At 59.4% G+C, this 25,089-nt stretch carries 22 protein-coding genes; 7 read left to right on the top strand and 15 right to left on the bottom strand.

The genetic code is table 11. The features are described 5' to 3' along the window. The first annotated feature begins 214 nt into the window (after positions 1-214). Entirely contained in the window at positions 215-688 is a 474-nt protein-coding gene (locus tag F8N85_RS16475; RefSeq protein ID WP_150804622.1) for an Lrp/AsnC family transcriptional regulator, read from the top strand. 118 nt (positions 689-806) lie between these two features. Here the strand turns inward: F8N85_RS16475 and F8N85_RS16470 are convergent, their stop codons facing one another. The 8 genes from F8N85_RS16470 to F8N85_RS16435 form a co-directional block, all read right to left on the bottom strand. Continuing rightward, on the bottom strand, positions 807-1,586 hold the full coding sequence (locus tag F8N85_RS16470; RefSeq protein WP_412072497.1) for a 1,6-dihydroxycyclohexa-2,4-diene-1-carboxylate dehydrogenase: 780 nt from the start codon (positions 1,584-1,586) through the stop codon (positions 807-809). Between the two features lie 27 nt (positions 1,587-1,613). Next, entirely contained in the window at positions 1,614-2,627 is a 1,014-nt protein-coding gene (benC, locus tag F8N85_RS16465; RefSeq protein WP_150804621.1) for a benzoate 1,2-dioxygenase electron transfer component BenC, read from the bottom strand. A gap of 10 nt (positions 2,628-2,637) precedes the next feature. After that, positions 2,638-3,126 (bottom strand): benzoate 1,2-dioxygenase small subunit, encoded by a 489-nt coding sequence (gene benB, locus F8N85_RS16460; protein WP_150804620.1) that lies wholly within the window; start codon positions 3,124-3,126, stop codon positions 2,638-2,640. Further along, complete coding sequence (gene benA / locus F8N85_RS16455) at positions 3,126-4,484, bottom strand: benzoate 1,2-dioxygenase large subunit (protein WP_150804619.1); 1,359 nt, start codon at positions 4,482-4,484, stop codon at positions 3,126-3,128. Before benA ends, benB begins: the two co-directional genes overlap by 1 nt. Positions 4,485-4,625: 141 nt before the next feature. Then, complete coding sequence (locus tag F8N85_RS16450) at positions 4,626-5,579, bottom strand: AraC family transcriptional regulator (RefSeq protein ID WP_150804618.1); 954 nt, start codon at positions 5,577-5,579, stop codon at positions 4,626-4,628. Positions 5,580-5,772: 193 nt separating this feature from the next. After that, positions 5,773-6,702 (bottom strand): catechol 1,2-dioxygenase, encoded by a 930-nt coding sequence (catA, locus tag F8N85_RS16445; RefSeq protein WP_150804617.1) that lies wholly within the window; start codon positions 6,700-6,702, stop codon positions 5,773-5,775. A 52-nt stretch (positions 6,703-6,754) separates the two neighbouring features. Further along, positions 6,755-7,045, bottom strand: a complete 291-nt coding sequence (gene catC / locus F8N85_RS16440) for a muconolactone Delta-isomerase (RefSeq protein WP_007936026.1) — start codon at positions 7,043-7,045, stop codon at positions 6,755-6,757. 12 nt (positions 7,046-7,057) lie between these two features. Next, positions 7,058-8,206, bottom strand: coding sequence for a muconate cycloisomerase family protein (locus F8N85_RS16435; RefSeq protein ID WP_191636197.1), 1,149 nt, complete (start codon positions 8,204-8,206; stop codon positions 7,058-7,060). Positions 8,207-8,342: 136 nt separating this feature from the next. On the opposite strand from F8N85_RS16435, the gene F8N85_RS16430 reads away from it, so the two are divergent. Next, positions 8,343-9,218: a LysR family transcriptional regulator gene (locus F8N85_RS16430; RefSeq protein ID WP_150804616.1), complete on the top strand. Its 876-nt coding sequence runs from the start codon at positions 8,343-8,345 to the stop codon at positions 9,216-9,218. On the opposite strand, the gene F8N85_RS16425 is transcribed toward F8N85_RS16430, so the two are convergent. Beyond that, a complete protein-coding gene (locus F8N85_RS16425) occupies positions 9,215-10,225 on the bottom strand; it encodes an AraC family transcriptional regulator (RefSeq protein ID WP_150804615.1) in 1,011 nt (336 codons plus the stop codon). The genes F8N85_RS16430 and F8N85_RS16425 overlap by 4 nt on opposite strands. Before the next feature lie 704 nt (positions 10,226-10,929). Between F8N85_RS16425 and F8N85_RS16420 the strand changes: the two genes are divergently transcribed. Further along, entirely contained in the window at positions 10,930-12,333 is a 1,404-nt protein-coding gene (locus tag F8N85_RS16420) for an amino acid permease (RefSeq protein WP_150804614.1), read from the top strand. A 114-nt stretch (positions 12,334-12,447) separates the two neighbouring features. Here F8N85_RS16420 and F8N85_RS16415 read toward each other — a convergent pair whose 3' ends face one another. The 3 genes from F8N85_RS16415 to kynB form a co-directional block, all read right to left on the bottom strand. After that, positions 12,448-15,354: an RHS repeat domain-containing protein gene (locus tag F8N85_RS16415; protein WP_150804613.1), complete on the bottom strand. Its 2,907-nt coding sequence runs from the start codon at positions 15,352-15,354 to the stop codon at positions 12,448-12,450. Positions 15,355-15,538: 184 nt separating this feature from the next. Next, positions 15,539-16,393, bottom strand: a complete 855-nt coding sequence (kynA, locus tag F8N85_RS16410; RefSeq protein ID WP_150804612.1) for a tryptophan 2,3-dioxygenase — start codon at positions 16,391-16,393, stop codon at positions 15,539-15,541. Then, entirely contained in the window at positions 16,390-17,055 is a 666-nt protein-coding gene (kynB, locus tag F8N85_RS16405; protein WP_150804611.1) for an arylformamidase, read from the bottom strand. Before kynB ends, kynA begins: the two co-directional genes overlap by 4 nt. Before the next feature lie 302 nt (positions 17,056-17,357). On the opposite strand from kynB, the gene F8N85_RS16400 reads away from it, so the two are divergent. Then, positions 17,358-17,702: a cupin domain-containing protein gene (locus F8N85_RS16400; RefSeq protein WP_150804610.1), complete on the top strand. Its 345-nt coding sequence runs from the start codon at positions 17,358-17,360 to the stop codon at positions 17,700-17,702. A gap of 244 nt (positions 17,703-17,946) precedes the next feature. Here the strand turns inward: F8N85_RS16400 and mmsB are convergent, their stop codons facing one another. Together mmsB and F8N85_RS16390 are read right to left on the bottom strand one after the other, a co-directional pair. After that, a complete protein-coding gene (gene mmsB, locus F8N85_RS16395) occupies positions 17,947-18,834 on the bottom strand; it encodes a 3-hydroxyisobutyrate dehydrogenase (protein WP_150804609.1) in 888 nt (295 codons plus the stop codon). A 14-nt stretch (positions 18,835-18,848) separates the two neighbouring features. Further along, positions 18,849-20,375, bottom strand: a complete 1,527-nt coding sequence (locus tag F8N85_RS16390) for a CoA-acylating methylmalonate-semialdehyde dehydrogenase (protein ID WP_150804608.1) — start codon at positions 20,373-20,375, stop codon at positions 18,849-18,851. Positions 20,376-20,537: 162 nt separating this feature from the next. On the opposite strand from F8N85_RS16390, the gene F8N85_RS16385 reads away from it, so the two are divergent. Then, complete coding sequence (locus F8N85_RS16385; RefSeq protein ID WP_150804607.1) at positions 20,538-21,485, top strand: LysR family transcriptional regulator; 948 nt, start codon at positions 20,538-20,540, stop codon at positions 21,483-21,485. 25 nt (positions 21,486-21,510) lie between these two features. Here the strand turns inward: F8N85_RS16385 and F8N85_RS16380 are convergent, their stop codons facing one another. After that, entirely contained in the window at positions 21,511-22,776 is a 1,266-nt protein-coding gene (locus F8N85_RS16380; RefSeq protein ID WP_150804724.1) for a diguanylate cyclase domain-containing protein, read from the bottom strand. Between the two features lie 372 nt (positions 22,777-23,148). Between F8N85_RS16380 and F8N85_RS16375 the strand changes: the two genes are divergently transcribed. Together F8N85_RS16375 and F8N85_RS16370 are read left to right on the top strand one after the other, a co-directional pair. After that, positions 23,149-24,000 carry a sugar phosphate isomerase/epimerase family protein gene (locus F8N85_RS16375; protein ID WP_150804606.1) on the top strand — a complete coding sequence of 284 codons (852 nt, stop codon included), beginning with the start codon at positions 23,149-23,151 and terminating at the stop codon, positions 23,998-24,000. A 12-nt stretch (positions 24,001-24,012) separates the two neighbouring features. Then, positions 24,013-25,068 (top strand): isopenicillin N synthase family dioxygenase, encoded by a 1,056-nt coding sequence (locus F8N85_RS16370; RefSeq protein WP_150804605.1) that lies wholly within the window; start codon positions 24,013-24,015, stop codon positions 25,066-25,068. Positions 25,069-25,089: the final 21 nt, after the last annotated feature.

Below are 25,089 nucleotides of genomic sequence, written 5' to 3'. Positions count from 1 at the left end.
TCCTGTTTGTTGAATGACATGCCGTCCGGGCACATCGCGAAAGTCGGGTCGAACATGGGTGCGAGAGCCGTGTTTCAGGGGTTATTCGCGGCTGCACGATAGGGAGATAATGAACGACGTAATGCAGAATATTCGTGCAAAGTGAGCAGCCGTATAGTAGTTATCTCGAATAAAATTCGAATCCAACTACAAAAATCGCGGATTTATTCAAACCATGACTCTCGACTCGACAGACCTGCGGATCCTGCATCACCTGCAACAGGATGGCCGTATCAGCAATCAGGAATTGGCGGAGAAAGTCGCCCTGTCGCCGTCGGCTTGTTTACGCCGTTTGCGCCTGCTGGAAAGTGAGGGAATCATTACCGGTTATCGCGCGGTGTTGAACTCCGAAAAGCTCGGAATCGAACTGGAAGCCATTGTCCATGTGTCGTTGCGACAGGACGTCGAGGACTGGCACGAGACCTTCATCAAGAAGGTCCAGCTGTGGCCGGAGGTTGTCACCGCTTACGTGATTACCGGCGCGAGCAACTATGTGCTGCGGGTCCAGGCGCGCAACCTCAAGCACTTCTCGGATTTTATCGTCAACCAGCTGAATCGCACGGCGGGGGTGACCGATATCCGCTCGGAAATCGTGTTGCAGAAAATCAAGGAGCGGGAGGCGTTGCTTGATTTGGTGGTGCGAAAGTGAACGCCAGTAATGAATATCTATGGTCAGGTGATGAATTGTGGCGAGGGGGCAAGCCCCCTCGCCACAGGTTCTGCGTTCACGCTAATAACTGGCTGAAATTGAAACTGTCAGCAGCCGATCAACCCTGATCACCACCACCCACCGGCAGTGTCATGCCGGTGATGTAGGACGCTTCGTCCGAGGCCAGGAACAGGATCGCCGCCGCTTGTTCATCGATCGTGCCGTAGCGCTTCATCAGCGTGCTGTCGCAGGTCTGGTCGACGATCTGCTGGTACCAGATTTTTTCCTGGGGCGTCTGCTCGGCGCTGTTGCGCGGGATGCGCCGGGGTGGTGCTTCGGTGCCGCCAGGCGCGGTGGCATTGACCCGGATTCCGCGCTCGGCGGTTTCGAATGCCAGGCACGCCGTCAGCGCATTCACCCCACCCTTGGCCGCACCGTAGGGCACGCGGTTGATGCTGCGGGTGGCAATCGACGAGACGTTGACGATGGCGCCGCTGCCCTGCTCCAGCATGTACGGCAACGCGGCATGACAGCACCAGAGCGTCGGGAACAACGAGCGCTGCACCTCGCTCATGATCTCGTCGGGTTTGTAATGTTCGAACGGCTTGGCCCAGATCGTCCCGCCAACGTTGTTGACCAGGATATCCAGCCGGCCGAAACGAGCGATGGCTTCAGCCATCACCCGGTTGCACTCGCTGTACTGCTCAAGGTCGGCGGTCAGCGCCAGCACTTCGCTGCCGGCGGCCAACTCATCGCGCAACTCGAACACCAGCTCCGAACGATCGACCACCACCAGTCGCGCCCCTTCGGCCGCCATGCGTTCGGCAACCCGTCGGCCAATGCCCTGGGCGGCGCCGGTGATCAATGCAACCTTACCGGTGAAACGTGAAATGCTCATGTCAGCTCCTCAACCTTGGGATGGGATTCAGGCCGCGCTGGCGGCGAATTTCTCGTAGTAGAAGTTCGCTGGCGCAATGCCTTGTTCGGCCAGGTAACGGCTGACCCCGTCAACCATCGGCGGTGGCCCGCAGAGGTAGACGTCGACATCTCCAGCGTTGAGATGCTGTGGTTCGATATGTTGGGTGACATAGCCCTTGAGCGGATGTCCGCTGTCCGGATTGGCGACACAGGCGCTGAAGCTGAAGTTTGGAATGCTCGCCGCGAAGGCGTGCAGGCGCTCCATTTCCACCAGGTCGTGGTCGTTGGTCACACCGTAAATCAGGTGCAACGGATGTTCGCTGCCCTGCTCGGCAATGCGTTCGAGCATTGCGGTGAAGGGCGCCAAACCGGTGCCGCCGGCCAGCAGCAACAGCGGCCGACGGATTTCCCGCAGGTAGAAGGAACCCAGCGGTCCGGCAAGGTTGATCGAGTCGCCGGCCTTGGCCAACCCGGTAAGGAAACTGCTCATCAGCCCGCCCGGCACGTTGCGGATCAGGAAACTGACTTCGCCATCACGTTGCAGCGAACTGAAGGAATAGGCGCGAGTCTGTTCGCTGCCAGGCACCTGCAGATTGACGTATTGACCCGGCAGGAATGCCAGCTTGCTCAGGGCCTCGCCCTTGATCGACAGCGAAAGAGTGCTGTCGGAGAGTTGGCGAATCTGGCTGATGGCGGCGTTGTAGCTGCTCTGCTGGGTGCGGCAGACGTCCGAAGACACCGGCACTCGCACCACGCAGTCGCTTTGCGCGCGCATCTGGCAGGTCAGCACGTAACCCTGTGCCGCTTCATCCTCGCTGAGGGCGTCTTCGATGTATTCATCGCCCAGCTCATAGCGACCGGCTTCGGCGAAGCATTTGCAGGTTCCGCAGGCGCCATCACGGCAGTCCAGCGGAATGTTGATGCCTTGGCGATAGGCCGCGTCGGCAACGGTTTCGCCGACATCGGCGGCAATGAAGCGGGTCACCCCGTCTTCGAAATTCAATGCAATTTGATGACTCATGGCAGCGGCCTCACAGATGGTAGATGTCAATGACCTGACGGACGTAATCGTTCTTCAGGATGACTTTCTTGGCCTTGATCAGTGGGGTCTCGCCACGCACGTCGAGGGTGTAGAAACTAGTCCCGAAATAGCTGTCCACGGTCTTGTAGCGAAAGCTCAGGGTGTGCCAGTTGAAGCGCAGCTTGCACTGGCCATCGGCGACTTCCAGCACTTCGATGTTGCTGATGTTGTGCGAGGTCCGGGTGTCCGGCACGCTGGCGCTGGAGCGCTCGGTCTTGATCCGGAAGACCCGGTCTTCGAGACCACTGCGATTGCCGTACCAGATCAGCGAAATTTCCCGCTGCGGGTCTTCGGTGAGTTCATCGTTGTCGTCCCAGGACGGCATCCAGAAACTCGCATCGGCGGCGTACAGCTCCAGCCAGTTGTCCCAGTCCTTGTCGTCCAGGTAGCGCGCTTCGCGGTAAAGGAAGTCACGCACCGCGTCGTGAGAAATGCTCATCACACGGCCTCCACGGGAATGGTTTTCGACTGCTCGGCGGCCAGCGCTTTGAGCATGGTCTCCTGCCAGTACTTGTGTTGCAGCACGAACAGGCCTTCGTCTTCGGTGCGCACGCCACTGAGCAGCGGATGCAGATCGATTTCCTGGGCTGCCGCATCGGCGCCTTCGACCCAATGCATGGCGCCGCGCGACATGTCGTTCCAGCCACCGCTGCCCTGATAACCGACCTGGCAGGAGCGGAACTCTTCCAGGTCATCGGGAGTGGCCATGCCACTGACGTTGAAGAAATCCTCGTACTGGCGAATGCGCTTGGAACGGGCGTCGTCGCTCTCGCCTTTGGGCGCGATGCAGTAGATGGTGATCTCGGTGCGATTCACCGAAATCGGCCGGGCGATACGGATCTGCGAACTGAACTGGTCCATCAGGTAGACGTTGGGATACAGGCACAGGTTGCGCGAGTTCTCGATCATCCAGTCGGCGCGAGCCTGGCCGAAGTCCTGGGCCAGCTCATCGCGACGCTCGTACAGCGGACGGTCTTCCGGGTTGGCCCAACGGGTCCAGAGCAGCATGTGGCCCTTGTCGAAGGAATAGAAACCACCGCCCTGCTTGGCCCAGCTGCCGGCACTCATGGTCGGATTGCAGTCGCCGGCCTCGCGCTGTTTGCGCTGGTTCTGGGTGGCCGCGTAGTTCCAGTGTACGGAGCTGACGTGATAACCGTCGGCACCGTTCTCGGCGGTGAGTTTCCAGTTGCCTTCGTAGATGTAGCTCGACGAACCGCGCAGCACTTCCAGGCCGTCGGCGGATTGATCGACGATCATGTCGATGATCTTCGCCGACTCACCGAGATGCTCGACCAGCGGCACTACGTCGGCTTTCAGGCTGCCGAACAGGAAACCGCGATAGGACTCGAACCGCGCGACCTTGGTCAGGTCGTGGGAGCCTTCGCAGTTGAAGCTCGACGGGTAGCCCGCTTCGGCCGGGTCCTTGACCTTGAGCAGCTTGCCGGAGTTGTTGAAGGTCCAGCCATGGAACGGGCAGGTATAGGACGCCTTGTTGCCGGTCTTGTGCCGGCACAGCATCGCACCGCGGTGACTGCAGGCGTTGATGAAGGCATTGAGGACACCGTCCTTGTTCCGCGCGATAAAGATCGACTGGCGGCCCATGGTGGTGGTGTAGAAGTCGTTCTTGTTGGGGATCTGGCTCTCATGGGCCAGGTACAGCCAATTCCCTTCGAAGATGTGTTCCATTTCCAGATCGAACAACCGCGGGTCAGTGAACATCTCGCGCTTGCAGCGGTAGACGCCTTGATCCGGGTCTTCTTCAAGCAGTGAATTAAGGTATTCAGGTCGCAATGACATGGTCACAGCCCTCCGTTGTTTTTATTCAGGCAAGGCTCATGCTAGGGAGGTGGCGAAAACGGCAATATCCGCTGAGTGCAGATCGCTATCCGTTTTCTGCACGGGGGACGGGGGGGAGACTCAGAGGGGTGGCGCGATGATTCAGTGGCGACGCTTGAGGGTGTCCGACGGCAATTCGCCGAACTGCTGACGATAGCTCTGCGAGAACCGTCCCAGGTGCAGGAAGCCATAGTCCATGGCCAGTTCCGTGACGTTACGCACGTTGCACGTCTCATCGCTGAGACAGGCATGTACCCGTTCCAGCTTCTTCAGGCGAATGTAGTTGTTCGGCGTGGTTCGGGCATGGCGCTCGAACAGCGAGTACAGCGAACGCAGGCTCATGCGGGCCTGAAAGGCCAGCTCTTCACTGCCGATGTCCTGTTTCAGGTTCTGCTCGATATAGTCGACGATGTGCTCGAAGGTGGCGTCCCGCGAACTCAGGTGGCTGCGCTGGATGTTGGACTTCATCAGGCTCAGCATCTTGCTGGCGACGATCTGGGCGTAATGCTCCTGGACCTTGAGTATCGGTTCACTCGCCTCGGCTTCCATGCAGACCATGGCCAGCAAATTGACGAATCCGTCCAGCTCGCCGAGATTGTAGCGATTCTGCGAAAAGCGCACCCCAGGCCCCGGGTACAACCAGCGCTGCTCCAGGCAGGCCGATTCCAACAGGTTGGTGGGGATTTTCAGAATGAATTTTTCGCAATCGGCGGAATAGGTCAGATCGACCGGGTCATCCGGGTTGATCAGCAGCAGTTCGCCAGGCGCCAGGTAATGTTCCTGGTTATGCCCGCGCCACAGGCAATTGCCCCTGAGCAGCACTTGCAGGTGGTAGATGGTTTCCAGTGCCGGAGAGGTGACGTGAACGCTGCCGCCATAGCTGATGCGGCACAGGTCCAGGCTGGCGAATTTTCGGTGATTGAGGCTGGCCTGCGGGCTGGACGCCTTGGGCAGGTGGATGCAATGCACGCCGACGTGCTGATTGACGTAGCCGGACACCGCATGGGGATCGGCACGTTCAAACACCAGACTGCGCTCGCTCAGCAGACTTTCCATAACCAGACACTCTTATTGTTCTATGCCGTGATTCTAAGCCGTTTGGCAGCATAAATAATGCCGCGAGATAAACGGTCGGTTATCTCGCGGCTCTGGCAAGATCGCCAGGATCGCAGCCTGCGGCAGATCCTACAGAGGCCGGTGTAGACCCGTAGGAGCTGCCGCAGGCTGCGATCTTTGCGGCGATGGGCTATCAGTCTTCCAGGGCGCGGACTCGCTCCATACGCTTCTGTTCAACCGGCTCGGCAGCGGACTGCAAGGTGAAGTCGAAGTCGATCTGCGCGAAACGCCCTTCGACGCCCAGCTCGCGGGCCATTTCCTGGTCCTCGCTGAAGCGGATATCGGCGATCAGCTCATCACGGGTCGCATAGGCGAAATCGTCGTGCAGGTACGGATCACCCGACAGATTGATCTGGGTGGTCAGGTGACGATGACCCGGTGCCGAGATGAAGAAGTGGATATGCGCCGGGCGCTGGCCGTGGCGGCCCAACTGATCCAGCAGTTGCTGGGTCGGACCGGTCGGTGGGCAACCGTAGCCGGACGGCACGATGCTGCGGAAGCGGTAACGACCCTGCTCGTCAGTCTCGATACGCCGGCGCAGGTTGAATTCCGACTGCGAGCCATCGAAGTAGGAGTAAGTGCCGCCGGTGTTGGCCTGCCATACGTCGACGATAGCGCCGGCCAGCGGTGTGCCGTCGGTGTCGCGGACCTGGCCTTGCATGAACAACACTACGCCAGGATCCAGACCATCATCCAGTCGCGCTTCGTATTTCGACAGCGGCGCGCCGGCAACATACAGCGGCCCTTCGATGGTCCGTGGCGTACCACCGGACTTGCCGGCCTGCTCGTCCTCGGCATCCATCAGCAGGTCCAGGTAATGCTCGAGGCCTAAACCTGCCACCAGCAATCCTGCTTCCTGGTTTTTGCCCAGTTCGTTGAGGTAGTTGACCGCTTTCCAGAACTCTTCCGGGGTCACTTCCAGGTCTTCGATGATGTTTACCGAATCACGCAGGATCCGGTAGATCAGCGCTTTGGCCCGTGGGTTGCCACCGTCATTGAAGTTGCCACTGGCTTCTTCGAGAAACTTCTGGGCGCTGGCAGTGTGGGAAATTCTGACTGACATGATTCATTCCTCATCTTGTATTTATTAGGTTAGAGCACAAAGCTCACAGGGCTCAGCGATCGTCTTCGCGAATCGACGAAGGATGCCGGCACAGTGCATTCACTTCGATGGCCATGTACGGATAGAGCGGCAGTTGCATCAGCAGATCATGCAGTTCCTGCACGCTGTCGACGTCAAACACGCTGTAGTTGGCGTAGAGCCCGGCGATCCGCCACAGATGCCGCCATTTGCCTTGCTCCTGCAGACGCTGGGCCAGGGCTTTTTCGTCGGCCTTGAGCTGCGCGGCGCGCTCTGGATTCATGTCGACCGGCAGGTTCACGGTCATTTTTACGTGGAACAACATGGCAGTATGTCCTCAGGCGTGAGAAGTGGTCAGGGAAGACTTGTCGCGACGGAAGAACGCCAGGCGCTCCTCGTCGATGCTCAGGCCCAGGCCCGGCTCGTTCGACACGTGCAGTTGGAAATCGCGGTACACCAGCGGCGTGGCCAGGATGTCTTCGGTCAGCAGCAGCGGGCCGAACAGTTCGGTATCCCACGCCAGCTTGGCCAGGGTCAGGAAGGCATGGGCCGAGGCCAGCGTGCCGATCCCGCCTTCGAGCATGGTGCCGCCGTACAGGCCGATCCCCGCTGCTTCGGCAATCGCCGCGGTACGCAATACCGCGCGCGGGCCGCCGTTCTTGGCGATTTTCAGGGCAAACACCGAGGCCGCGCCTTCGCGGGCCAGGTTGAAGGCGTCCTCGACACATTCAATGGATTCGTCGGCCATGATCGGCGCCGGGCTGGACAGGTTGAGCCGGGCCATCCCGCTACGATTGTTGCGCGAGATCGGCTGCTCGATCAGATCGATACCGTTGTCGCCGAGGATCTGGCACGCGCGCAGGGCGACAGCTTCATCCCAAGCCTGGTTGACGTCGACCCGCACGCTGGCACGATCACCCAGGGCTTTTTTGATCGCGATGACATGCGCCAGGTCCTGATTCACTTCGCCAGCGCCGATCTTCAGCTTGAAGATCCGGTGACGGCGCAGGTCAAGCATCTGTTCGGCTTCGGCGATGTCTTTTGCCGTGTTGCCACTGGCCAGGGTCCAGGCCACCGGCAGGGCATCACGGACCCGTCCACCGAGCAATTCGCTGACCGGCAGGCCAAGACGTTTACCCTGGGCATCGAGCAAGGCGGTTTCGATGCCGGACTTGGCAAAGGTGTTGCCACGGATGCTGCGTTCGAGTCGCAGCATGGCGGCGTTGATGTTGCAGGCATCCTGACCGATCAGCAGCGGGGCGAAGTGGCGATCGATGTTGGTCTTGATGCTGTCCGGGCTTTCGTTGCCGTAGCTCAGGCCGCCAATGGTGGTGGACTCACCGATACCTTCAATACCGTCGGCACAACGCACACGGATGATCACCAGGGTCTGGTTCTGCATGGTGTGCATCGCCAGCTTGTGCGGGCGGATGGTCGGAAGATCGACGATGATCGTCTCGATCGATTCAATGGCGCTAGCGTGCATGTCGATACCCGTCAGGTTCTTTGCTTGTTTCCCCCGATTCTGGTCGCCATTGTTTGTAGGTTCCAATATAGAATTGGTCTCGATCCATACCCTGAGGGTATGCAGCGTACCGAACCATTGTCTTTGAGGAGTCTCCATGGAGCTTCGCCATCTGCGTTATTTCCAGGTTCTGGGGGAGACCCTCAACTTCACCCGCGCCGCCGAGCGTCTGCATATCGCCCAGCCGCCCCTCAGCCGGCAGATTCAGCAGCTGGAAGACGAGTTGGGCGTGGTGCTGCTGGAGCGCGGCCGGCCGCTGCGATTGACCGAAGCCGGGCGGTTTTTTTATGAACATTCCAAGGTCCTGCTCGAGCAACTGGGCAAGGTCTGCGATAACACCCGTCGCATCGGGCTGGGCGAGAAGACATGGCTGGGCATCGGCTTTGCCCCTTCGACCTTGTATGGCATGTTGCCGGAGCTGATTCGTCGGCTGCGCAACAACGACGCCCTGGAGCTGGAACTGGGCCTGTCGGAAATGACCACCCTGCAACAAGTCCAGGCGCTCAAGGCCGGCAGAATCGACGTCGGCTTCGGCCGCATCCGCATCGACGATCCGGCCATTGCGCAAAGGGTGTTGATCGAGGATCGTCTGGTCGCCGTCCTGCCTGCCGGTCACCCGTTGCTGGCCGGGCCGACGACCCTTGCCGAGTTGGCCAAGGAGCCTTTTGTGCTCTATCCGGGCAACCCCCGGCCGAGTTACGCCGACCATGTGATCGCGCTGTTCGATGCCCATGGGCTGAGTATCAAGGTATCGCAGTGGACCAATGAGTTGCAGACCGCCATCGGCCTGGTCGCGGCCGGCATGGGCACCACACTGGTGCCGGCCTCGGTCCAGGTGCTGCACCGCGCCGATATCGGCTACACCCCGTTGATCGAGGCCACCGCCACCTCGCCGATCATTCTCAGTCGACGGGTCGCGGACCAGTCGCCGGGGCTCAATCATTGCCTGCAGTTGATTGAAGAATTGCTCTAGCGCTGCATGCGCCGGGCCTCGTGACGCTGCACGGTCATGCTCGGGGACTCGTCGAACAACTTGCGGTACTCGGCAGAGAATCGCCCAAGATGGCTGAAGCCCCAGCCCATGGCGATTTCGGAGATATTGCGTGCCGAACCGTGCTCAAGAATCTCCTGACGCACGGCGTTCAGCCGGTATTTTTTCAGGTAGACCATCGGCGACAGGGCGAAGTACTTCTTGAACGCCTCGAACAACTTGAAGCGCGAGACCCCGGCCGCGGCTTCGATGTCCTCCAGATGCAGCGCTTCGCGGGCGTTGTCGTGAATGTACTGCTTGGCCCTGATCAAGTAGTGCGGCAGCTTCACCCCTAATACGCCCCGCAATTCTTCGGAATAGTTATTCGGCTGGGCGAGGATCAAGCCTTTGATCAAGGAGCTTTCGATGTCCCGGGTGAAGGCGACCTGCGCGTACAGTTCATTGCTGCGTTCCAGCTCGGCGATGAAGTAACGCGCCATGCGCCACCACGAGGCCGAGGCGCCATCGACCGCATCCATCACCGGCTCAAAACGCAGCGGCGCATCCAGCGGTCGTTGCAGCATGCCTTCCAGGGACTCGCTCATGGCCGCGCGGGTGATCACCACCTGGACTTTGCGACAGTCGCCGGAAATTGCCAGCAGCTGGTTCTCGTTCGGGGAAATGATCACCCCTTGATCGCGGTTGGACTTCACCAGCGTGCCGTCCTTGCTCAACTCCTGCTCACCCACCAGCGGCAGACTCAGGCTGTAGCTGCTGAAGTGCTCGGCGTCTTCGATATCGACGGTGACATCGGTGCCGTATTCGATGGTGCCCAGGGTCGTGGCCATGGACTTGAACACATTGGCGCTGTGATGAAAGCGGATCCGTTCGGGGGTCGAGGTTTGCAGTCGGTGCGGCCCGCAGATACCGGACATCCAGTTCCGCGCACCCTCGAGGTCATAGCGATCGATACGAATGTCGCGAAACTGCGGATCAGCGTTGCTACTCATCACGGCGCACCCACGGCAATATTCTTTTAGCGCGCTCTAGCGGCACGCATCAGGCTTGAAAAGAGCAAGTTCCAAGCCACAAAACGGCTGTGCCAACCCAGTGGATAGCAATCATCGACTAAGCGGATAACGCGGCCGGTTCGAAGCTGGGGCAGGCCTTCGACGCCCCGAAAAACAGTACCTGATTGCTGCAATTGAGTGCAGCCGTTCATCGCTTGGTGCAGAGGTTGAGTAGTAGCTGCTCAGTTCGGTACACGAGGGTGTTACCCGGCGCGCGCGAGATCGCCAAGATCGCAGCCTGCGGCAGCTGCTACGCGATCGCGTGTTTCTGCCCATTCACGGGTGTACTCGGTCGGCGTAGGAGCTGCCGCAGGCTGCGATCTTTTGGGGCCACCCCATTGCTCGACTGACCAGCTACCGAACTTTCTGGACTGCCTTCGCCGACTAACCGGATAGACCCCCGCCCGCCCCACTCTCTCTAATGAACGCACCGATTGGTCTGAATAAAGAAGGTCAACCCATGAGTGGCGCAAAAAACGTCGAGTCGATCAAGAGCTGGTTGCAGAGCCAGGCGTTCGACAGCGTGCACCTGTATTACGAGAAATTTACCGAGAGAAATGTCTGAACGCTGAAAAAAAGCGCCTGGATTGAATACACTCACGCAACCAAACCAAGCCTGACCAGAACAACTAGAAGGGATCCAGATGGCGGATGAAATCTTGCAACAGGGCGAGCTCAAGCGGGGGTTGAAAAATCGTCACATTCAGCTGATCGCCTTGGGCGGGGCGATTGGTACCGGGCTGTTCCTGGGCTCGGCCGGAGTGCTCAAGTCGGCCGGGCCGTCGATGATCCTCGGCTATGCAATTGCCGGGTTCATCGCCTTCCTGATCATGCGCCAGCTGGGCGAGATGATCGTCGAAGAGCCGGTGGCCGGCTCCTTCAGCCACTTTGCCCACAAGTATTGGAGTGGTTATGCCGGCTTTCTGTCCGGCTGGAACTACTGGGTGCTCTATGTACTGGTCGGCATGGCGGAACTGACGGCCGTGGGCAAGTACGTGCAGTTCTGGTGGCCAGAGGTCCCCACCTGGGTCAGTGCGGCGGTGTTCTTTGTGCTGGTCAATCTGATCAACATGATGAACGTCAAAGTCTTCGGCGAGATGGAGTTCTGGTTCGCGCTCATCAAGGTCGTGGCGATCATTGGCATGATTGTCCTGGGCTGCTACATGCTGTTCAGCGGCACCGGCGGCCCGCAGGCTTCGGTCAGCAACCTGTGGAGCCACGGCGGCTTCTTCCCCAACGGTAGCAGCGGTCTGCTGATGGCGATGGCCTTCATCATGTTCTCCTTCGGCGGCCTGGAGTTGGTTGGCATCACCGCCGCCGAAGCCAGCGAACCGCGCAAGGTGATTCCCAAGGCGATCAACCAAGTGGTTTATCGTGTGCTGATCTTCTATGTCGGCGCACTCACCGTGCTGCTGTCGCTGTATCCATGGGATCAGTTGTTGCAGACCCTCGGCGCTTCCGGCGATGCCTACAGCGGCAGTCCGTTCGTGCAGATCTTTTCCCTGATCGGCAGCGATATCGCCGCGCATATCCTCAACTTCGTAGTGCTCACCGCGGCACTCTCGGTCTACAACAGCGGCGTCTACTGCAACAGCCGCATGCTCTACGGCCTGGCCGAACAGGGCGACGCGCCCAAGGCGCTGATGAAACTGAACAAACAGGGTGTGCCGTTGCGGGCGTTGGGCATATCGGCGTTGGTCACTATGTTGTGCGTGGTGGTTAACTACATTGCCCCGCAGAATGCGCTTGAGTTGCTGTTCGCGCTGGTGGTTGCATCGCTGATGATCAACTGGACGCTGATCAGCCTGACCCATCTGAAGTTTCGCAAGATCATGGGCCAGCAAGGCATAGTGCCGAGCTTCAAGTCGTTCTGGTTTCCCTTCAGCAACTACCTGTGCCTGGCCTTCATGGCGATGATCATCTGCGTGTTGTTGATGATCCCGGGGGTACGCGCTTCGGTCTTCGCCATGCCGGTCTGGGTGTTGGTCATCTACGGTTTCTATCGGCTGCGGGTGGCCAGGAGTCGGACTCTGAGCGTGATGCAGTAATGTCTTGTAATCGCTAGTGCAGTCTGCAATTGGCCACACAGCGGCCGTTACCAGACACCTCGATTGTACTTGTATGACCGAGGTGCCTGGTTTTGCAGCAACCCGAACCACAGTTCATATTCTCTTGTAGAGCCTGGCCAGCGGCGAGGAGTTTTCAAAGTGCCGGGCCAAGACAACTGATTGTTCTATCACTGGAGCCTGATCAGCGGGGACTTCAGCAAAATTCACATGATCCAGGTTGTCGCTGACCGCAAATAAATCCTGGGAATGATTCATTGCGGTGTGTTGATACCAAACTTCGTTGCTTTGCGTTCGCCCCAAGACCAATTCGATCTCAATGATAGCGGTTATCCAGTCACTTCCAGTCAGGGATTGGATGTTCCCATAATGCTGGGTCCGCAACTGATCGACCACATCGGTATCGAGCTCGTAAAAGGGGTCACCCGGCATACGCGGAGAGTGATCAACGGAAGTCACCGGATACGCGGAATAGCGACTTTGAGAAAACAAATGAGGTATCGGATAGGTCACCCAACTGTCCATGACGATAGGGTCACTGATTCGCGAATCGCCTAACAGTGAAAACATATGCCCCGGAAAGGAAGTGATGGATACCGGGAGTCCAGGCCACCTGTTCGAAGAAGAAGCCAGGTACGCTGTTACCCCTGCAAATTCATTACAAAGCCCCGCTCCCGCAGCCAATGCATGCTCATATCTGGACCTTCCCACAACGCTGAGATCCCGCACTTGGCTAGCATGACTTTCTGAACCGTTCTGGCTACTCAGCAGATCCGGAATCTGATTGCCTGCGCCCAGCACCATGAGACCTTTGGTCGCCCATATCATGTCGTAGGCAAACTCAAAACCTGCATGAAGGGTACTGTTCACGGTCATGCCGTGCGGTGGCGCAGCGATGTTGTGTTGAACTAATTCCCTCATGGCGGGCGGCGTTTCTACCTTGGTTCCGCGAAACAAATTGGCCACTTCATACTTCATCATCCCTTGTTTATCGACATACCTGATGGGGTTATGACCCACAAAGGCGAACATATTCAGGCCGTCCAGATTTAGAGCCGGATCCGGATTGGTCCAGCGTTGTAGCCAGTTTATGTAATACCTGAACCCATAATAATAAAGCCCTGTCGCATCGCGCTCTTTCCCCGAATAGCGCACGGTCTTGTAACTCGCCTCCACTTCGCCCCTGCCGGCAAACCACGCGGTGCTGCCGAAGGGATGATAGTTTTCCTGGCTGATCACCTCGCCCGCGCTATCGAGCTCCAGCGTGCAGGAGCCCAGATGATCGGCGGCGTTGTACCGCAACTGATTATTGGCAATCCCTTTAGGCGGCTCCGTCTCCCAGTGCAACACCCGCACACTGCTTCTGCCGGCTTGGGCGACGATCACATGAAGCACTTCACCGGTGCCGCTGTGGTTGCGGATTTCCAGACCCGACAAGTAACGAATCTCAGCATTCAGCGTGCGGACATTGGTCTGGGTCGAGCGGACTTTGCGCCGGCGCATGCCGTCGGCGCCATAGACATAACCTTCGCTGTCGTTGAGGCCGGAGTCGCGCGCCACCGGCCGCACCTCCTTTAGCTGGTTTCGCAGGTCCCAACTCAGCGCCTGCCCCGGTTGCAGGTTCAGCAGATTGCCGTTGGCATCGAAAGCGGCGGCAATCTCTGCTTCGCTCGGTGGTCCGTCATTCTGTTCGGGCAGGCAGCGGTTGCTGTGCCGGGCGGCGGTCAGGGTGCGGCCATGGTGTTGCGGGCCGTCGTGGGTCAGCTTCAGCAGGTTGCCGCCCTCGTCGTAGCAGTAGGTCTGGCGGTAATTGGCCCGCGGCGCAGGATCGTCGAAACCTGAATAGTGCGGGCCTTTATTCGGGCCGCCCGCCTCCCAACCGGTGGCTTGGATCAGCTGGTAAAGGCTGTCATAGACATAGCGGCTGATCGGGTCGATGCGCTGGTTGGCGAAGTAACGAATCGGTTGCGCCTTGTCTGCAATGCTCAGCACATTGCCGACCGGGTCATAGCAGTAGTTCAGATCCTGCAACGTACCGCCATCACTGCGCCGGGCTTGAAGACGGATCAGGCGACCGTCTTCAGGGCGGTATTCCAGGGTGGTGATGACGCCGTTGCCCGCAGTTTCCCGCTCGGTCTGGCCGTGGGCGTTGTACTGGATGGCACTGACCAGGAGCTGCGGGTCTGATTGAAACCGAGGTGAAACATTCGCGGGCAAGCCCGCTCCCACAGACCCTGGCCCTTTCAATTGCAGCTGGGATTCGCGTAACTGACCGCCAACGGTCTGGCTGAAGCTCTGTCGATTGCCTTTGGCATCGCTCTGCTCCAGCACATCGCCCAGTGGATTGAAGCGCGATCGGGTGGTTGCGCCCGCGCCGGGTTCAAGCAACTTATTGCGCTCGAGCAACTCCTCGGGCCAGTCGAGCGAGTCCAGCTGACGCAAAAAATGCTCAGTCTGTTCCAGCAGCTGGCCCATCAAGCCAAACTCAGCGAACACTCCTGTTCCCGCTGGGTCATCGTGGCGGATCAATTGCCCGCATTGGTTGCGGTCGACGAAGCCCGGATCGGCACCGCCGTAGAGGTAACGCTCCGAGCAGAATGACAGTTCACCTTCCTGCTCGAACACCGCCTGCGGCCGCAGCAGCGTGTCGTACTCCAGCCGCCGCTGACTGCCCCGGCCATCCCAGCTGTGCACCCGCTGATCCGCTTCGCCCCACAAACTGACGCGCCACCCGGCATCGACGCTGGTCGAACTCAGCACCTTGCCGGAAAGGGAATAAATTGAGACAAGGTTGGCCGGGGCCGAAGCGTCGCTGAACAATCGCGGATCCCACTGGGCGATGGCGCGCCCCGCCGGGTCATGGGCCGTGCGATTGACGCGCGCTTCGGCAGCTCCGCCTTGCGCAATGCGGCAATAACCCACCGAGCGCACAGGCAAACCACGCGGGTCGGTGACGGTCAGCGTCGGGGTGCTGCTGTGCAATGTCGGTGTCCGGGCCAGCATGGCTTGTGGTCTTCCTTGGGCTTCAAGACAGCTAATGCTGAAAAGCCATCCCTGGCTACTGTCAGAAACTACAGTGTCGACCAGCGGTTGCAGAGGGGTATGCAGGTGACAAAAAAAGTGATCTTCCGCTCAACCAAAAACGGCCCGGCATTCGATGAATGCCGGGCCGTTTGTTTATCCGGGGTCAGAGGGTCGAACGCACCCGCCACAATTCCGGGAACAGTACGGTGTCGAGCATCTTGCGCAGATAGCCGACGCCTTCGGTGCCGCCGGTTCCCGGCTGGAAGCCAATGATTCGCTCGACCGTGGTCACATGCCGGAAGCGCCATTGCCGGAATGAATCCTCAAGGTCGATGAGCTTCTCGGCCAATTGATACAAATCCCAGTATTGCGAAGGGTCGGTATAGACCACGCGCCAGGCCGCTTCGACCGAGGCGTCATGCTCCGTAGGGCTGCTCGGGTCGCGCTCGAAGCGTTGCGGATCGATGGTCAGGCCAGCATTGACCATCAAGCGGATCGCTTCGTCATACAGCGAAGGGGTGGCGATCGCCTTTTCAAGTTCCTGCAACAACTCGGGACGATGGGCATGGGGGCGTAACAGGGTCGCGCTTTTGTTGCCCAGGATAAATTCGATCTCGCGGTACTGGAACGACTGGAAGCCCGAGGACTGCCCCAGAAACGGCCGTATCGCGTGGTATTCGGTGGGGGTCATGGTGGCCAGCACTGTCCAGGCATGCACCAACTGATCGAATATCCGCGAGACCCGTGCCAGCATCTTGAATGCCGGGGGCAACTCTCCCAGCCTGAGGTGTTCGCGAGCGGCCTTGAGCTCGTGCAGCATCAGCTTCATCCACAGCTCGGAAGTCTGATGCTGGATGATGAACAACATCTCGTTATGGTCCGGCGACAAGGGGTGCTGAGCGCTGAGAATACGGCCCAGGTCGAGGTAATCGCCGTAGCTCATGGAGTCGGAGAAATTCAGCTCGGCGTTATGCCATTCCTCTGTCTGGTTGGCAGGTGAATAGGGACATTGGCTCATTGAGCAGGCTCCTCACGTGGCGGTTTATTCAGTGGACGCAAAATCGCCCTGACCGGACTGGCGTCCAGGTTGGCGAAACGCAGCGGCAGCGCGATCAATTCATAGTCCCCTTCCGGGACCTCATCGAGCACGATGCCTTCGAGAATGGCCATGCCGTGGCGGGCCACCGCGTTGTGCGAATCCATGGTCTTGGATTGTTGCGGGTCCAGCGACGGCGTATCGATACCGATCAAGCGCACGCCGAGGCTCGCCAGCAAGTCGACGGTTTCCTTGGCGACGGCAGTGAAGTGCGGATCCCAGGCGGCCAACGGCGCTTGGCGATAGGTGCGCAGCAGCACGCGCTCAGGCAGGTCTTGCAAACGACCTTCTAGCTGCTCAGGGTGCACCAGCCGGCCACTGTCCAGGCAATGCAGCACCCGGCAAGGGCCAATATAGACATCCAGCGACACATCACCAATGGCCGCGCCGTCAGCGCTGTAATGCAGCGGCGCATCGACATGGGCACCGGTGTGCGGCGACAGGGTGATACGCCCGACATTCACCGGACACTCAGGCCCGAAGGTCCAGACGCGCTCCTCCTGAAAAGGTGTATCACCCGGCCAGGTAGGTGTCGCGATACTCAAGGGCGGGCTGATATCCCACCACGACATTGTTTTTTCCATTGCAAAGCTCTCGGCCTGTTCCCGAAGTGAATGATACGGTTGATAGCTGTGAATATTCTTGCGAAAGCCTTCGGGAAGGCCCGGATTTTTCGCACATACTGCCAAGAATCAGGCATTTACCGGGAGGAAGTTTCAATGAAAAAAACCGCCCGTTCAAACGCCTGATCTGATCCGCCGATCGGTGGCGTGGATGCATGACGAACGCTGCGTTTCTGGACAGCTGAGTGTCGAGTACAGACAACTGGCACCACGCCAGGCGCTATAGGGTGCGACTTCAGTTCTCCCTACCGCTCGGAGTCATCATGACCGCACCGATTACCGTTCTTCGCGATACCCACCCTTTGCCAGTACTCGATGCCTGCAAATGGGAAAAGCTCGAAGGCGACCCGCACACCGTCAACCTCAACGCCTACACCAGCGAAGACGGCAGCAAGATCATGGGCACCTGGATCTGCACCCCGGGCAAATGGCGGGTCGAGTATGTGAAGTGGGAATACTGCCATTTCCAGGAAGGCTACTGCGTGATCACCCCGGACGGCATGGCGCCGATCCATCTGCGGGCGGGTGATATTTTCGTCATCGAGCCGGGGATGACAGGTACCTGGGAAGTGGTCGAGACCGTGCGCAAGTATTTCGTTTTTGCCTGAACCTGTAGCAGCTGGCGCAGCCTGCGTTCGGCCGCGAAGCGGTCGTAAAACCTGAGACCACGGTTCGTCAGATGGATATGACATTCAGAATGACGACCGCTGCGCGGCCGAACGCAGCCTTCGGCAGCTGCTACAGAGGGATCAGGGTCTCATCAAACACAAAAAAACCGAGAGCCCACCCATGCGGGCTCTCGGGAGATTGCTACCGGGTTGCATGCGAAAAGATCGCAGCCTGCGGCAGCTCCTACAGGGGTTTGCGATAGCTGTTGATGATCGCCGAGAAGTCCTTGCCACCTTCCCCACGCTGACTCATCGCCTGATACAGCTGCTCGGCCACTGCGCCGAGTACCACCGGCTGGTGCGCCTTACGCGCGGCTTCAGTGGCCAGGCCCAGGTCCTTGAGCATCAGCTCGGCACCGAAACCGCCGGTGTAGCCACGCGAGGCTGGCGCCGTTTCGACGATGCCCGGCCATGGGTTGTACATCTCCGAACTCCAGCAACGCCCGGTCGAGCTGTTGATGATGCTGGCCAGCACCTGGGTGTCGATTCCCAATGCATCGCCCAATGCCATGGCTTCGCTGACGCCGACCATGGAAATCCCCAGCAGCAGGTTGTTGCAGATCTTGGCGATTTGCCCGGTGCCGACTTCACCGCAAAGGACGATGTTGCGGCCCATTTGCGCCAGCACTGGCTGCAGGGTGGCGAACAGCTCCGGCGTTGCCCCGACCATGAAGGTCAGGGTGCCTGCCTGGGCACCACCGGTGCCACCGGAGACCGGGGCATCGGCCATGGTCACGCCTTGTTTGGCCGCAGCTTGCGCTACATCGCGAGCCGTTTGCGGATCGATGGTGCTGCAATCAACCGCTGGCACACCCTTGGCGATCCCGGCCAGCACACCGTCTTCCCCCAGCCAGACACTGCGCACATGGGCGGCGGCCGGCAACATGGTGATGACCAGCTCGGTGCCCTGAACCGCTTCACGCGGTGAAGTGCTGATGGTGCCACCCAGTTGAGCCAGTTCGGCGAGCACGGTATGGTTCAGGTCGAACAGGTTCAGCTGGTGGCCGGCCTTGATCAGGTTGCGCGCCATCGGCGCGCCCATGTTGCCCAGACCGATAAATGCAATCTTCATGTTCTTCTCCTCGATCAGCGCAGATTGATGGTGGTGTTCACGCCATCGTTCACGCTGTCATCGTCGAACCAACGACTGGTGACTGTCTTGGTCTGAGTGTAGAACTGAACCACTTGTTTGCCGTACGGGCCGAGGTCGCCGAGCTTGGAACCACGGGAACCAGTGAAGCTGAAGAACGGCACCGGCACTGGAATCGGGATGTTGATGCCGACCTGGCCAACGTCGATTTCAGTCTGGAACTTACGCGCTGCTGCGCCGCTCTGGGTGAACAGACCGGTGCCGTTGCCGAACGGGTTGCTGTTGACCAGCGCAATGGCTTCATCAAGGGTATCGACTTCCAGCACCACCAGTACCGGACCGAAGATTTCCTGAGTGTAGATCTGCATGTCGGTGGTCACGCCGGAGAACAGGGTCGGGCCAATGAAGTTGCCCTGTTCGAACCCCGGAACCTTGACGTCGCGGCCGTCGAGTTCCAGCTTCGCGCCTTCCTTGATGCCCGCTTCGATCAGCGACAGCACACGTTGCTTGGCCTTTTTCGAAATCACCGGACCGACATCGGTGCCCGGCTCGCTGCCGGCATTGACGGTGAGTTTCTGCGCCAGCGCCTTGAGGTCCGGCAGCCATTGCTTGGCGGCGCCTACCAGCACCACCACCGATGTCGCCATGCAACGTTGGCCAGCAGCACCAAAACCGGCACCGACCAAGGCATTGAGGGCCTGTACGCGGTTGGCGTCGGGCAGCACCACTGCGTGGTTTTTTGCGCCCATCATCGATTGCACGCGCTTGCCGTGTTTACCGGCCAGGTCGTAGACATGGGTGCCGACCGCGGTCGAACCGACGAACGATACGGCTTTGATGTCCTTGTGGGTGCACAGCGCATCCACCACGTCTTTGCCGCCATGCACCACGTTGAGCACGCCCGGTGGAACGCCGGCTTCCAGCGCCAGTTCAACCAGCAGCATGGTCGACATCGGGTCCTGCTCGGAAGGCTTGAGCACGAAGGTGTTGCCGCAGGCGATGGCCATCGGGAACATCCACAGCGGAATCATTGCCGGGAAGTTGAATGGAGTGATCCCGGCGCAGACGCCGATCGGCTGACGCAGGGTGTAGGTGTCGACGCCACCGGCGACGTTCTCGGCGAACTCGCCCATTTGCAGGCTGCCGATGGAGCAGGCGTGCTCGACCACTTCCAGGCCACGGAAAATATCGCCTTCAGCGTCGGCAATGGTCTTGCCCTGCTCGGCGCTGAGGACTACCGCAATACGTTTGGAGTGTTCGCGAATCAACGCCTGGAGCTTGAGCATGATGCGCATCCGCGCGCCGAGCGGCGTCAGCTTCCAGGTCTGGAAGGCGCGATGGGCGGCGCTGATGGCGGCGTCGACTTCAGCGGCGGTAGCGAACGGAACTTTGGCCAGCACTTGCTGGGTGGCCGGGTTGACGATGTCGTGCCATTCGGTGGTCTGCGACTCGACCCATTCGCCGTCGATCAGCAGCTTGACCCGTTGCAGGGTGGTTTCGTCTGGCGTGAGAGATGCGTTCATGATGGTCTCCTGGCTTCTTGTTATTGAAGAGAGTGGTGATGCAGACAGCCAAGGCGTGTCGTCGCCTTGAAATGAGGGTGCGTCCCGAATTGGTTATCGGACTGTTTTTGGAGTATAGATGTGCAAACTTCTAATAAGAACGCACATAAAAGCCGGTCCAACATGCAAAAAAACATCACGTCTTTAAGCTCTTTGAACTGGGACGACCTGAAGTTCTTCCTCGAGGTCGCCCGAACACGCAAGGCCAGCACGGCCGCCAAGCGCTTGGCGGTGGACTACACCACCGTGTCGCGCCGCATCAGCTCACTGGAAGGTGCACTGGGCACCTTGCTGTTCGAAAAATCACGGACCAACGGCTTCGTGCTGACTGCCGAAGGTCAACGCTTGCTGGGCTATGCCGAGTCGATCGAAAGCACGTTGCACATGGCCTGCGAGCAGGTCTCGGGGTCAGGCGTGGCGCTTTCCGGCCATGTGCGCATGGGCTGCACCGAAGGCTTTGGCAGCTTCTTCATCACCCCGCAGCTGAGCCACTTCGTCGATACCTACCCGGCGATCTCGGTGGACATCCTGCCGCTGCCGCACTTCATCAGCCTGTCCAAGCGCGAGGCCGATATCGTCATCGCCCTCGAACGTCCGGAGCACGGCCCCTACGTGTGCTGCAAACTCTGCGACTACCGGTTACAGCTGTACGCGACCCAGGATTACCTCGACAAACACCCGCCCATCCGCCGCCCGGCGGACCTGGGCAAACACCAGTTCATCAGTTATGTCGACGATCTGGCGTTCAGCTCCGAACTGCTTTACCTGGCAAACGTACTGCCCGGCGCCAGCGCCACCCTGCGCAGTACCAGCGTGATCGCTCAGTATGTCGCCGCGCAACAGGGCCGCTCGCTGGCGATCCTGCCGTGTTTTCTCGCCGCTCAGGACCCGCGCCTGCTGCCGGTGCTGCCAGAAGAGATCAACATCACTCGACAGTTCTGGATGTACTGCCGCGAAGACCTGCGAAAGCTCAAGCGGATCACCCTGTTGTGGGACTATATCCGCAGCGTGACCGAACAGAATCGCGGGCTGCTGATGGGGGAAACCCGCTCGATGCTGTTCGCCGACTGATCTGCGCTCAGCACAATCAAGGGGATTAGCCTCTGGTTTGAACATTGGCAGCCGGGAGGTCCGCCCCCGCAGTGTGTTGCCCTCGGGAAAGGCATTTGGCTTGATACATCGCCGCATCGGCGGCATTGAGCAGGGCACCCGGGGAAGCGCCATGATCGGGGTAGATGGCAATGCCGATGCTCAGAGACGTCAGGACTGAGGTGCTGCCCCACAGCTGCACCGGCAGGTCCATGCTGGCAATAATCTTCTCGGCAATGCGCTCGGCGTCCTCGTTCTTGTGCAGGGACGTCAGCAGAATAGCGAACGCGTCACCGCCCAGGCGCGACACCAGATCCTCTTCGCGCAACTGCGCTTTGACCCGAGTAGCGACGGCTACCAATACCGCATCACCGGCTGCGTGGCCGAAGTGGTCGTTGATGCCTTTGAACTGATCACTGTCGAGAAACAACACCGCGACCCGCTCGTCGAGCCTCTTCGCATTGCGTAACGCTCGGATCAGTCGGCCTTCGAAAAACGCCCGGTTCGGCAGGCCGGTGAGGCTGTCATGGCTGGCCTGGTGGGCCAGTGACTGGCTTTCGTTTTGCAGGTGCGTCTGCCAGGTTTCCATTTCATCGAGCAAGGCATTGAAGTCGTTGCCCAGGTTATCGAGCTCGGCAATTTCGGTCGGTGGTACCCGTAGGTCGAAGGCTCGCTCAATGTGCGCCGTGTGGGCGACACTGGCCAGGCGGTGCAACGGAATTATGATTTCTCGAAGCTGACGGCGCGCCAGATACAGCGCAACCCAGGCACTCAGGGCGGTGCACAACAGAATGCCGGCCAGACCACTGAGCAAAAAGCGCAGCAGACTGGCGCCGTGTCCAGTGAGCAGGATGCTGCCAATTTCCCGGCCCTGATGAAGGATCGGCTGGGTGATCGGTTTTTCCAGAAAGGCCCGGGCGATCTGCGTTTCCAGATCAAAGAGCAATCCGGATTCCGGGCGCTGCCAATGCGTCAGCAAGCGCCCGCGCGCATCGAAGACCTCGGCCTGCGCGACCTCCTCGGTAGAGGCAATCAACGCCAGCGCTTCAGTGGCCGCGACCTTGTCGTCGGACATCACTGCGGCTTCGACGGTGTAGCTGATCGAGCGGGCTATCAAATGCAGGTTGTGATCGGCATGGACGCGCAAGGCCAGAACGCTGAGCAGGGTCAAGGAAAGGCTGGCCATGGCCACCGCCACCAACGCAACGATCCAATGTCCGCGGCCAATGACCGAGTGCAATGTAGGACGGCTGTGCTGGCGCAGGCGCTTCATGGGACCGGCGTTACCGTCCACATCCATGCAGGGATTCTCTTCAATCGTCAGGGCGATGCCCAAACGGTAGCACAGCCGCTGAAACCTTCACGAAACTGCGCTGATAGATAGGTGCCTAATTGTTCAGAAAAGTCTGAAGTAACAATTTTGAGTTTGCTATTCTTCCCGGCCCCGTGTCCTGCCTACCATCGGCGCCAACGTACCTGCGGCCGCCAGCGGCCGTAATAACAATAAAAATTAACAACGATCGATTGAGAACGGATACCCAGAGATCCGACTCATGGAAACCTTTTACTACTGCCGTAACAGCCCGACTCGGTCATGGACCGCCGTCGAGCCTTGAGTAGTTGAAGGAATCGTGGAGGTTCGCCGATGAAACTTGAAATATTCCGTACCCTTTGGGGCTATACCGCGAGCAAGGCTCAGGCACTCGATGAGTTGCTGGAAGCCGGCTTCGACGGCATGGAAGCCCGCCTGCCACTGGAAACCCGCGAGCGAGCCGAGTTCGGGGCCTTTTTACAGGCCAATCGAGTCGGTTACATCAGCACGGTTTTTACCGCCTATGACGTGCTGCCGGAACAATCCGCAGCGCCCGCCGAACACCTCCTTGATCTGGACAAAAAACTCGCCTGGGCCGCCGAGCTCAACCCACGCTTCGTCAATGTGCTGGCCGGCAATGACCGCTGGCCACTGGTGCAGCAGGTGGAGTTCTTCGGGCAGGCCATGGAGTTGGCGCGCAAGCACGGGCAGTTCTGCAGCTTCGAAACTCACCGTTCGCGCTCGCTGTTCAACCCCTGGCTGACCCTTGAGCTGATCCGACAGCTACCCGACTTGCGTTTCACCAGCGATATCAGCCACTGGGTGGTCACCTGCGAACGCCTGTTGAATGACCCGGCGGATGACCTGAGTGCCTTCGTCGAGCGCGTACACCATATTCAGGCCCGGGTCGGTTATGACCAGGGCCCGCAGGTTCCCCATCCCGCTGCCCCGGAATACGCCCGGGAACTGGCCTTCCATCAACAGCACTGGGAAGCCATCTGGCGCTCCCAGCAGGCTCGCGGCTATCAGGTCAGCACCCTGACGCCAGAGTTCGGCGCCGACGGCTATTTGCATCACCTGCCTTTCACCAATGTGCCGGTCGCCGACCTGTGGTCGCTGAATATCTGGATGGCCAGGACCGAGCGCGAACACTTCGATCGCTTCAACCACTCAACCCTCCTGTGAGGTTTTTGCGTCATGCCTGAGAAGATCAATAGTGCGACCCACGCTAACTTCCACAGCATTCCGGTGGTGGATATCGCCGGCTTGTTCAGCATCGAACTGGAACATCGACTGGCCGTCGCCGAGCAGCTTGGGTTGGCTGCCAGTGATGTCGGCTTTCTCTACATCACCAGCCACGGCATTGATCCACAGCTGATCGCCAACTTGCGTCAGGCGGCGAAGGACTATTTCGCTCAGCCATTCGACACCAAGATGCAGCATTACATCGGCACATCGAAGACCCATAAAGGGTATGTCCCGGAAGGCGAAGAGGTTTACGCCAAGGGCAAACCGGATCACAAGGAAGCCTTCGATATCGGCTTCGAAGTCCCGGCAGACGACCCGCTGGTGCTGGCCAACACCCCGCTGCTCGGACCGAATGAATGGCCGTCGCTCCCCGGTTTCAAGGAAGCGGTGCAGGCTTACTACGCGGCGATCTTCGCCCTGGGTCGCCGGCTGTTCGGTGGCTTTGCCCTGGCCTTGGGCCTGGAAGAAGACTATTTCGACAGCATGGTCACCCGCCCGCCCTCGAAGCTGCGGCTGATCCACTACCCCTTCGACGACACGGTCCAGGACGCACCCGGTATTGGCGCGCACACCGACTACGAGTGCTTCACCATTTTGCTGGCTGACAAACCGGGGCTGGAGGTGATGAACAACCTTGGCCAATGGATTGATGCGCCGCCTGTTCCAGACGCTTTCGTGGTGAATATCGGCGACATGCTCGAAGTCATGACCGCGGGCACCTTCGTGGCGACCGCTCACCGCGTGCGCTCGGTGAGTGAAGAGCGCTACTCCTTCCCGCTGTTCTATGCCTGCGACTTCCATACCCAAATCAAACCGCTGCCCAGCTTTGCCAAAGCCGAACACGACTATGAACAGATCGCTATCGGTGAACACATGTACGGCCAGGCTTTGCAGACTTACCAATACCTGCGCAAGCGGGTCGAAAACGGCGAAATCCGGCTTCCGGAAAAAGCCCGAAAGCCATCGAGCTTTGGCCATTTGAAAAACCAGGCGCAGCCTTCCTGAAACCTGTCGTCGACCACTACG

Source organism: Pseudomonas fluorescens, from assembly GCF_902497875.1.
GTDB lineage: Bacteria > Pseudomonadota > Gammaproteobacteria > Pseudomonadales > Pseudomonadaceae > Aquipseudomonas > Aquipseudomonas fluorescens_BR.
Note: the sequence above shows the minus strand (reverse complement) of the source record. Positions and strands in the feature narration are given on the sequence as shown.

What these genes read in the sequence shown, in the direction of transcription:
- F8N85_RS16415 (WP_150804613.1), bottom strand. Translation starts at nt 15,354, where the DNA reads ATGCTGGCCCGGACACCGACATTGCACAGCAGCACCCCGACGCTGACC.
- benB (WP_150804620.1), bottom strand. Translation starts at nt 3,126, where the DNA reads ATGAGCATTTCTCACGACGCGGTGCGTGACTTCCTTTACCGCGAAGCG.
- F8N85_RS16430 (WP_150804616.1), top strand. Translation starts at nt 8,343, where the DNA reads ATGGAGCTTCGCCATCTGCGTTATTTCCAGGTTCTGGGGGAGACCCTC.
- F8N85_RS16450 (WP_150804618.1), bottom strand. Translation starts at nt 5,579, where the DNA reads ATGGAAAGTCTGCTGAGCGAGCGCAGTCTGGTGTTTGAACGTGCCGAT.
- F8N85_RS16400 (WP_150804610.1), top strand. Translation starts at nt 17,358, where the DNA reads ATGACCGCACCGATTACCGTTCTTCGCGATACCCACCCTTTGCCAGTA.
- catA (WP_150804617.1), bottom strand. Translation starts at nt 6,702, where the DNA reads ATGTCAGTCAGAATTTCCCACACTGCCAGCGCCCAGAAGTTTCTCGAA.
- F8N85_RS16370 (WP_150804605.1), top strand. Translation starts at nt 24,013, where the DNA reads ATGCCTGAGAAGATCAATAGTGCGACCCACGCTAACTTCCACAGCATT.
- F8N85_RS16385 (WP_150804607.1), top strand. Translation starts at nt 20,538, where the DNA reads ATGCAAAAAAACATCACGTCTTTAAGCTCTTTGAACTGGGACGACCTG.
- F8N85_RS16390 (WP_150804608.1), bottom strand. Translation starts at nt 20,375, where the DNA reads ATGAACGCATCTCTCACGCCAGACGAAACCACCCTGCAACGGGTCAAG.
- F8N85_RS16420 (WP_150804614.1), top strand. Translation starts at nt 10,930, where the DNA reads ATGGCGGATGAAATCTTGCAACAGGGCGAGCTCAAGCGGGGGTTGAAA.
- mmsB (WP_150804609.1), bottom strand. Translation starts at nt 18,834, where the DNA reads ATGAAGATTGCATTTATCGGTCTGGGCAACATGGGCGCGCCGATGGCG.
- F8N85_RS16475 (WP_150804622.1), top strand. Translation starts at nt 215, where the DNA reads ATGACTCTCGACTCGACAGACCTGCGGATCCTGCATCACCTGCAACAG.
- F8N85_RS16375 (WP_150804606.1), top strand. Translation starts at nt 23,149, where the DNA reads ATGAAACTTGAAATATTCCGTACCCTTTGGGGCTATACCGCGAGCAAG.
- catC (WP_007936026.1), bottom strand. Translation starts at nt 7,045, where the DNA reads ATGTTGTTCCACGTAAAAATGACCGTGAACCTGCCGGTCGACATGAAT.
- F8N85_RS16380 (WP_150804724.1), bottom strand. Translation starts at nt 22,776, where the DNA reads ATGAAGCGCCTGCGCCAGCACAGCCGTCCTACATTGCACTCGGTCATT.
- benC (WP_150804621.1), bottom strand. Translation starts at nt 2,627, where the DNA reads ATGAGTCATCAAATTGCATTGAATTTCGAAGACGGGGTGACCCGCTTC.
- benA (WP_150804619.1), bottom strand. Translation starts at nt 4,484, where the DNA reads ATGTCATTGCGACCTGAATACCTTAATTCACTGCTTGAAGAAGACCCG.
- kynA (WP_150804612.1), bottom strand. Translation starts at nt 16,393, where the DNA reads ATGAGCCAATGTCCCTATTCACCTGCCAACCAGACAGAGGAATGGCAT.
- F8N85_RS16470 (WP_412072497.1), bottom strand. Translation starts at nt 1,586, where the DNA reads ATGAGCATTTCACGTTTCACCGGTAAGGTTGCATTGATCACCGGCGCC.
- F8N85_RS16435 (WP_191636197.1), bottom strand. Translation starts at nt 8,206, where the DNA reads ATGCACGCTAGCGCCATTGAATCGATCGAGACGATCATCGTCGATCTT.
- kynB (WP_150804611.1), bottom strand. Translation starts at nt 17,055, where the DNA reads ATGGAAAAAACAATGTCGTGGTGGGATATCAGCCCGCCCTTGAGTATC.
- F8N85_RS16425 (WP_150804615.1), bottom strand. Translation starts at nt 10,225, where the DNA reads ATGAGTAGCAACGCTGATCCGCAGTTTCGCGACATTCGTATCGATCGC.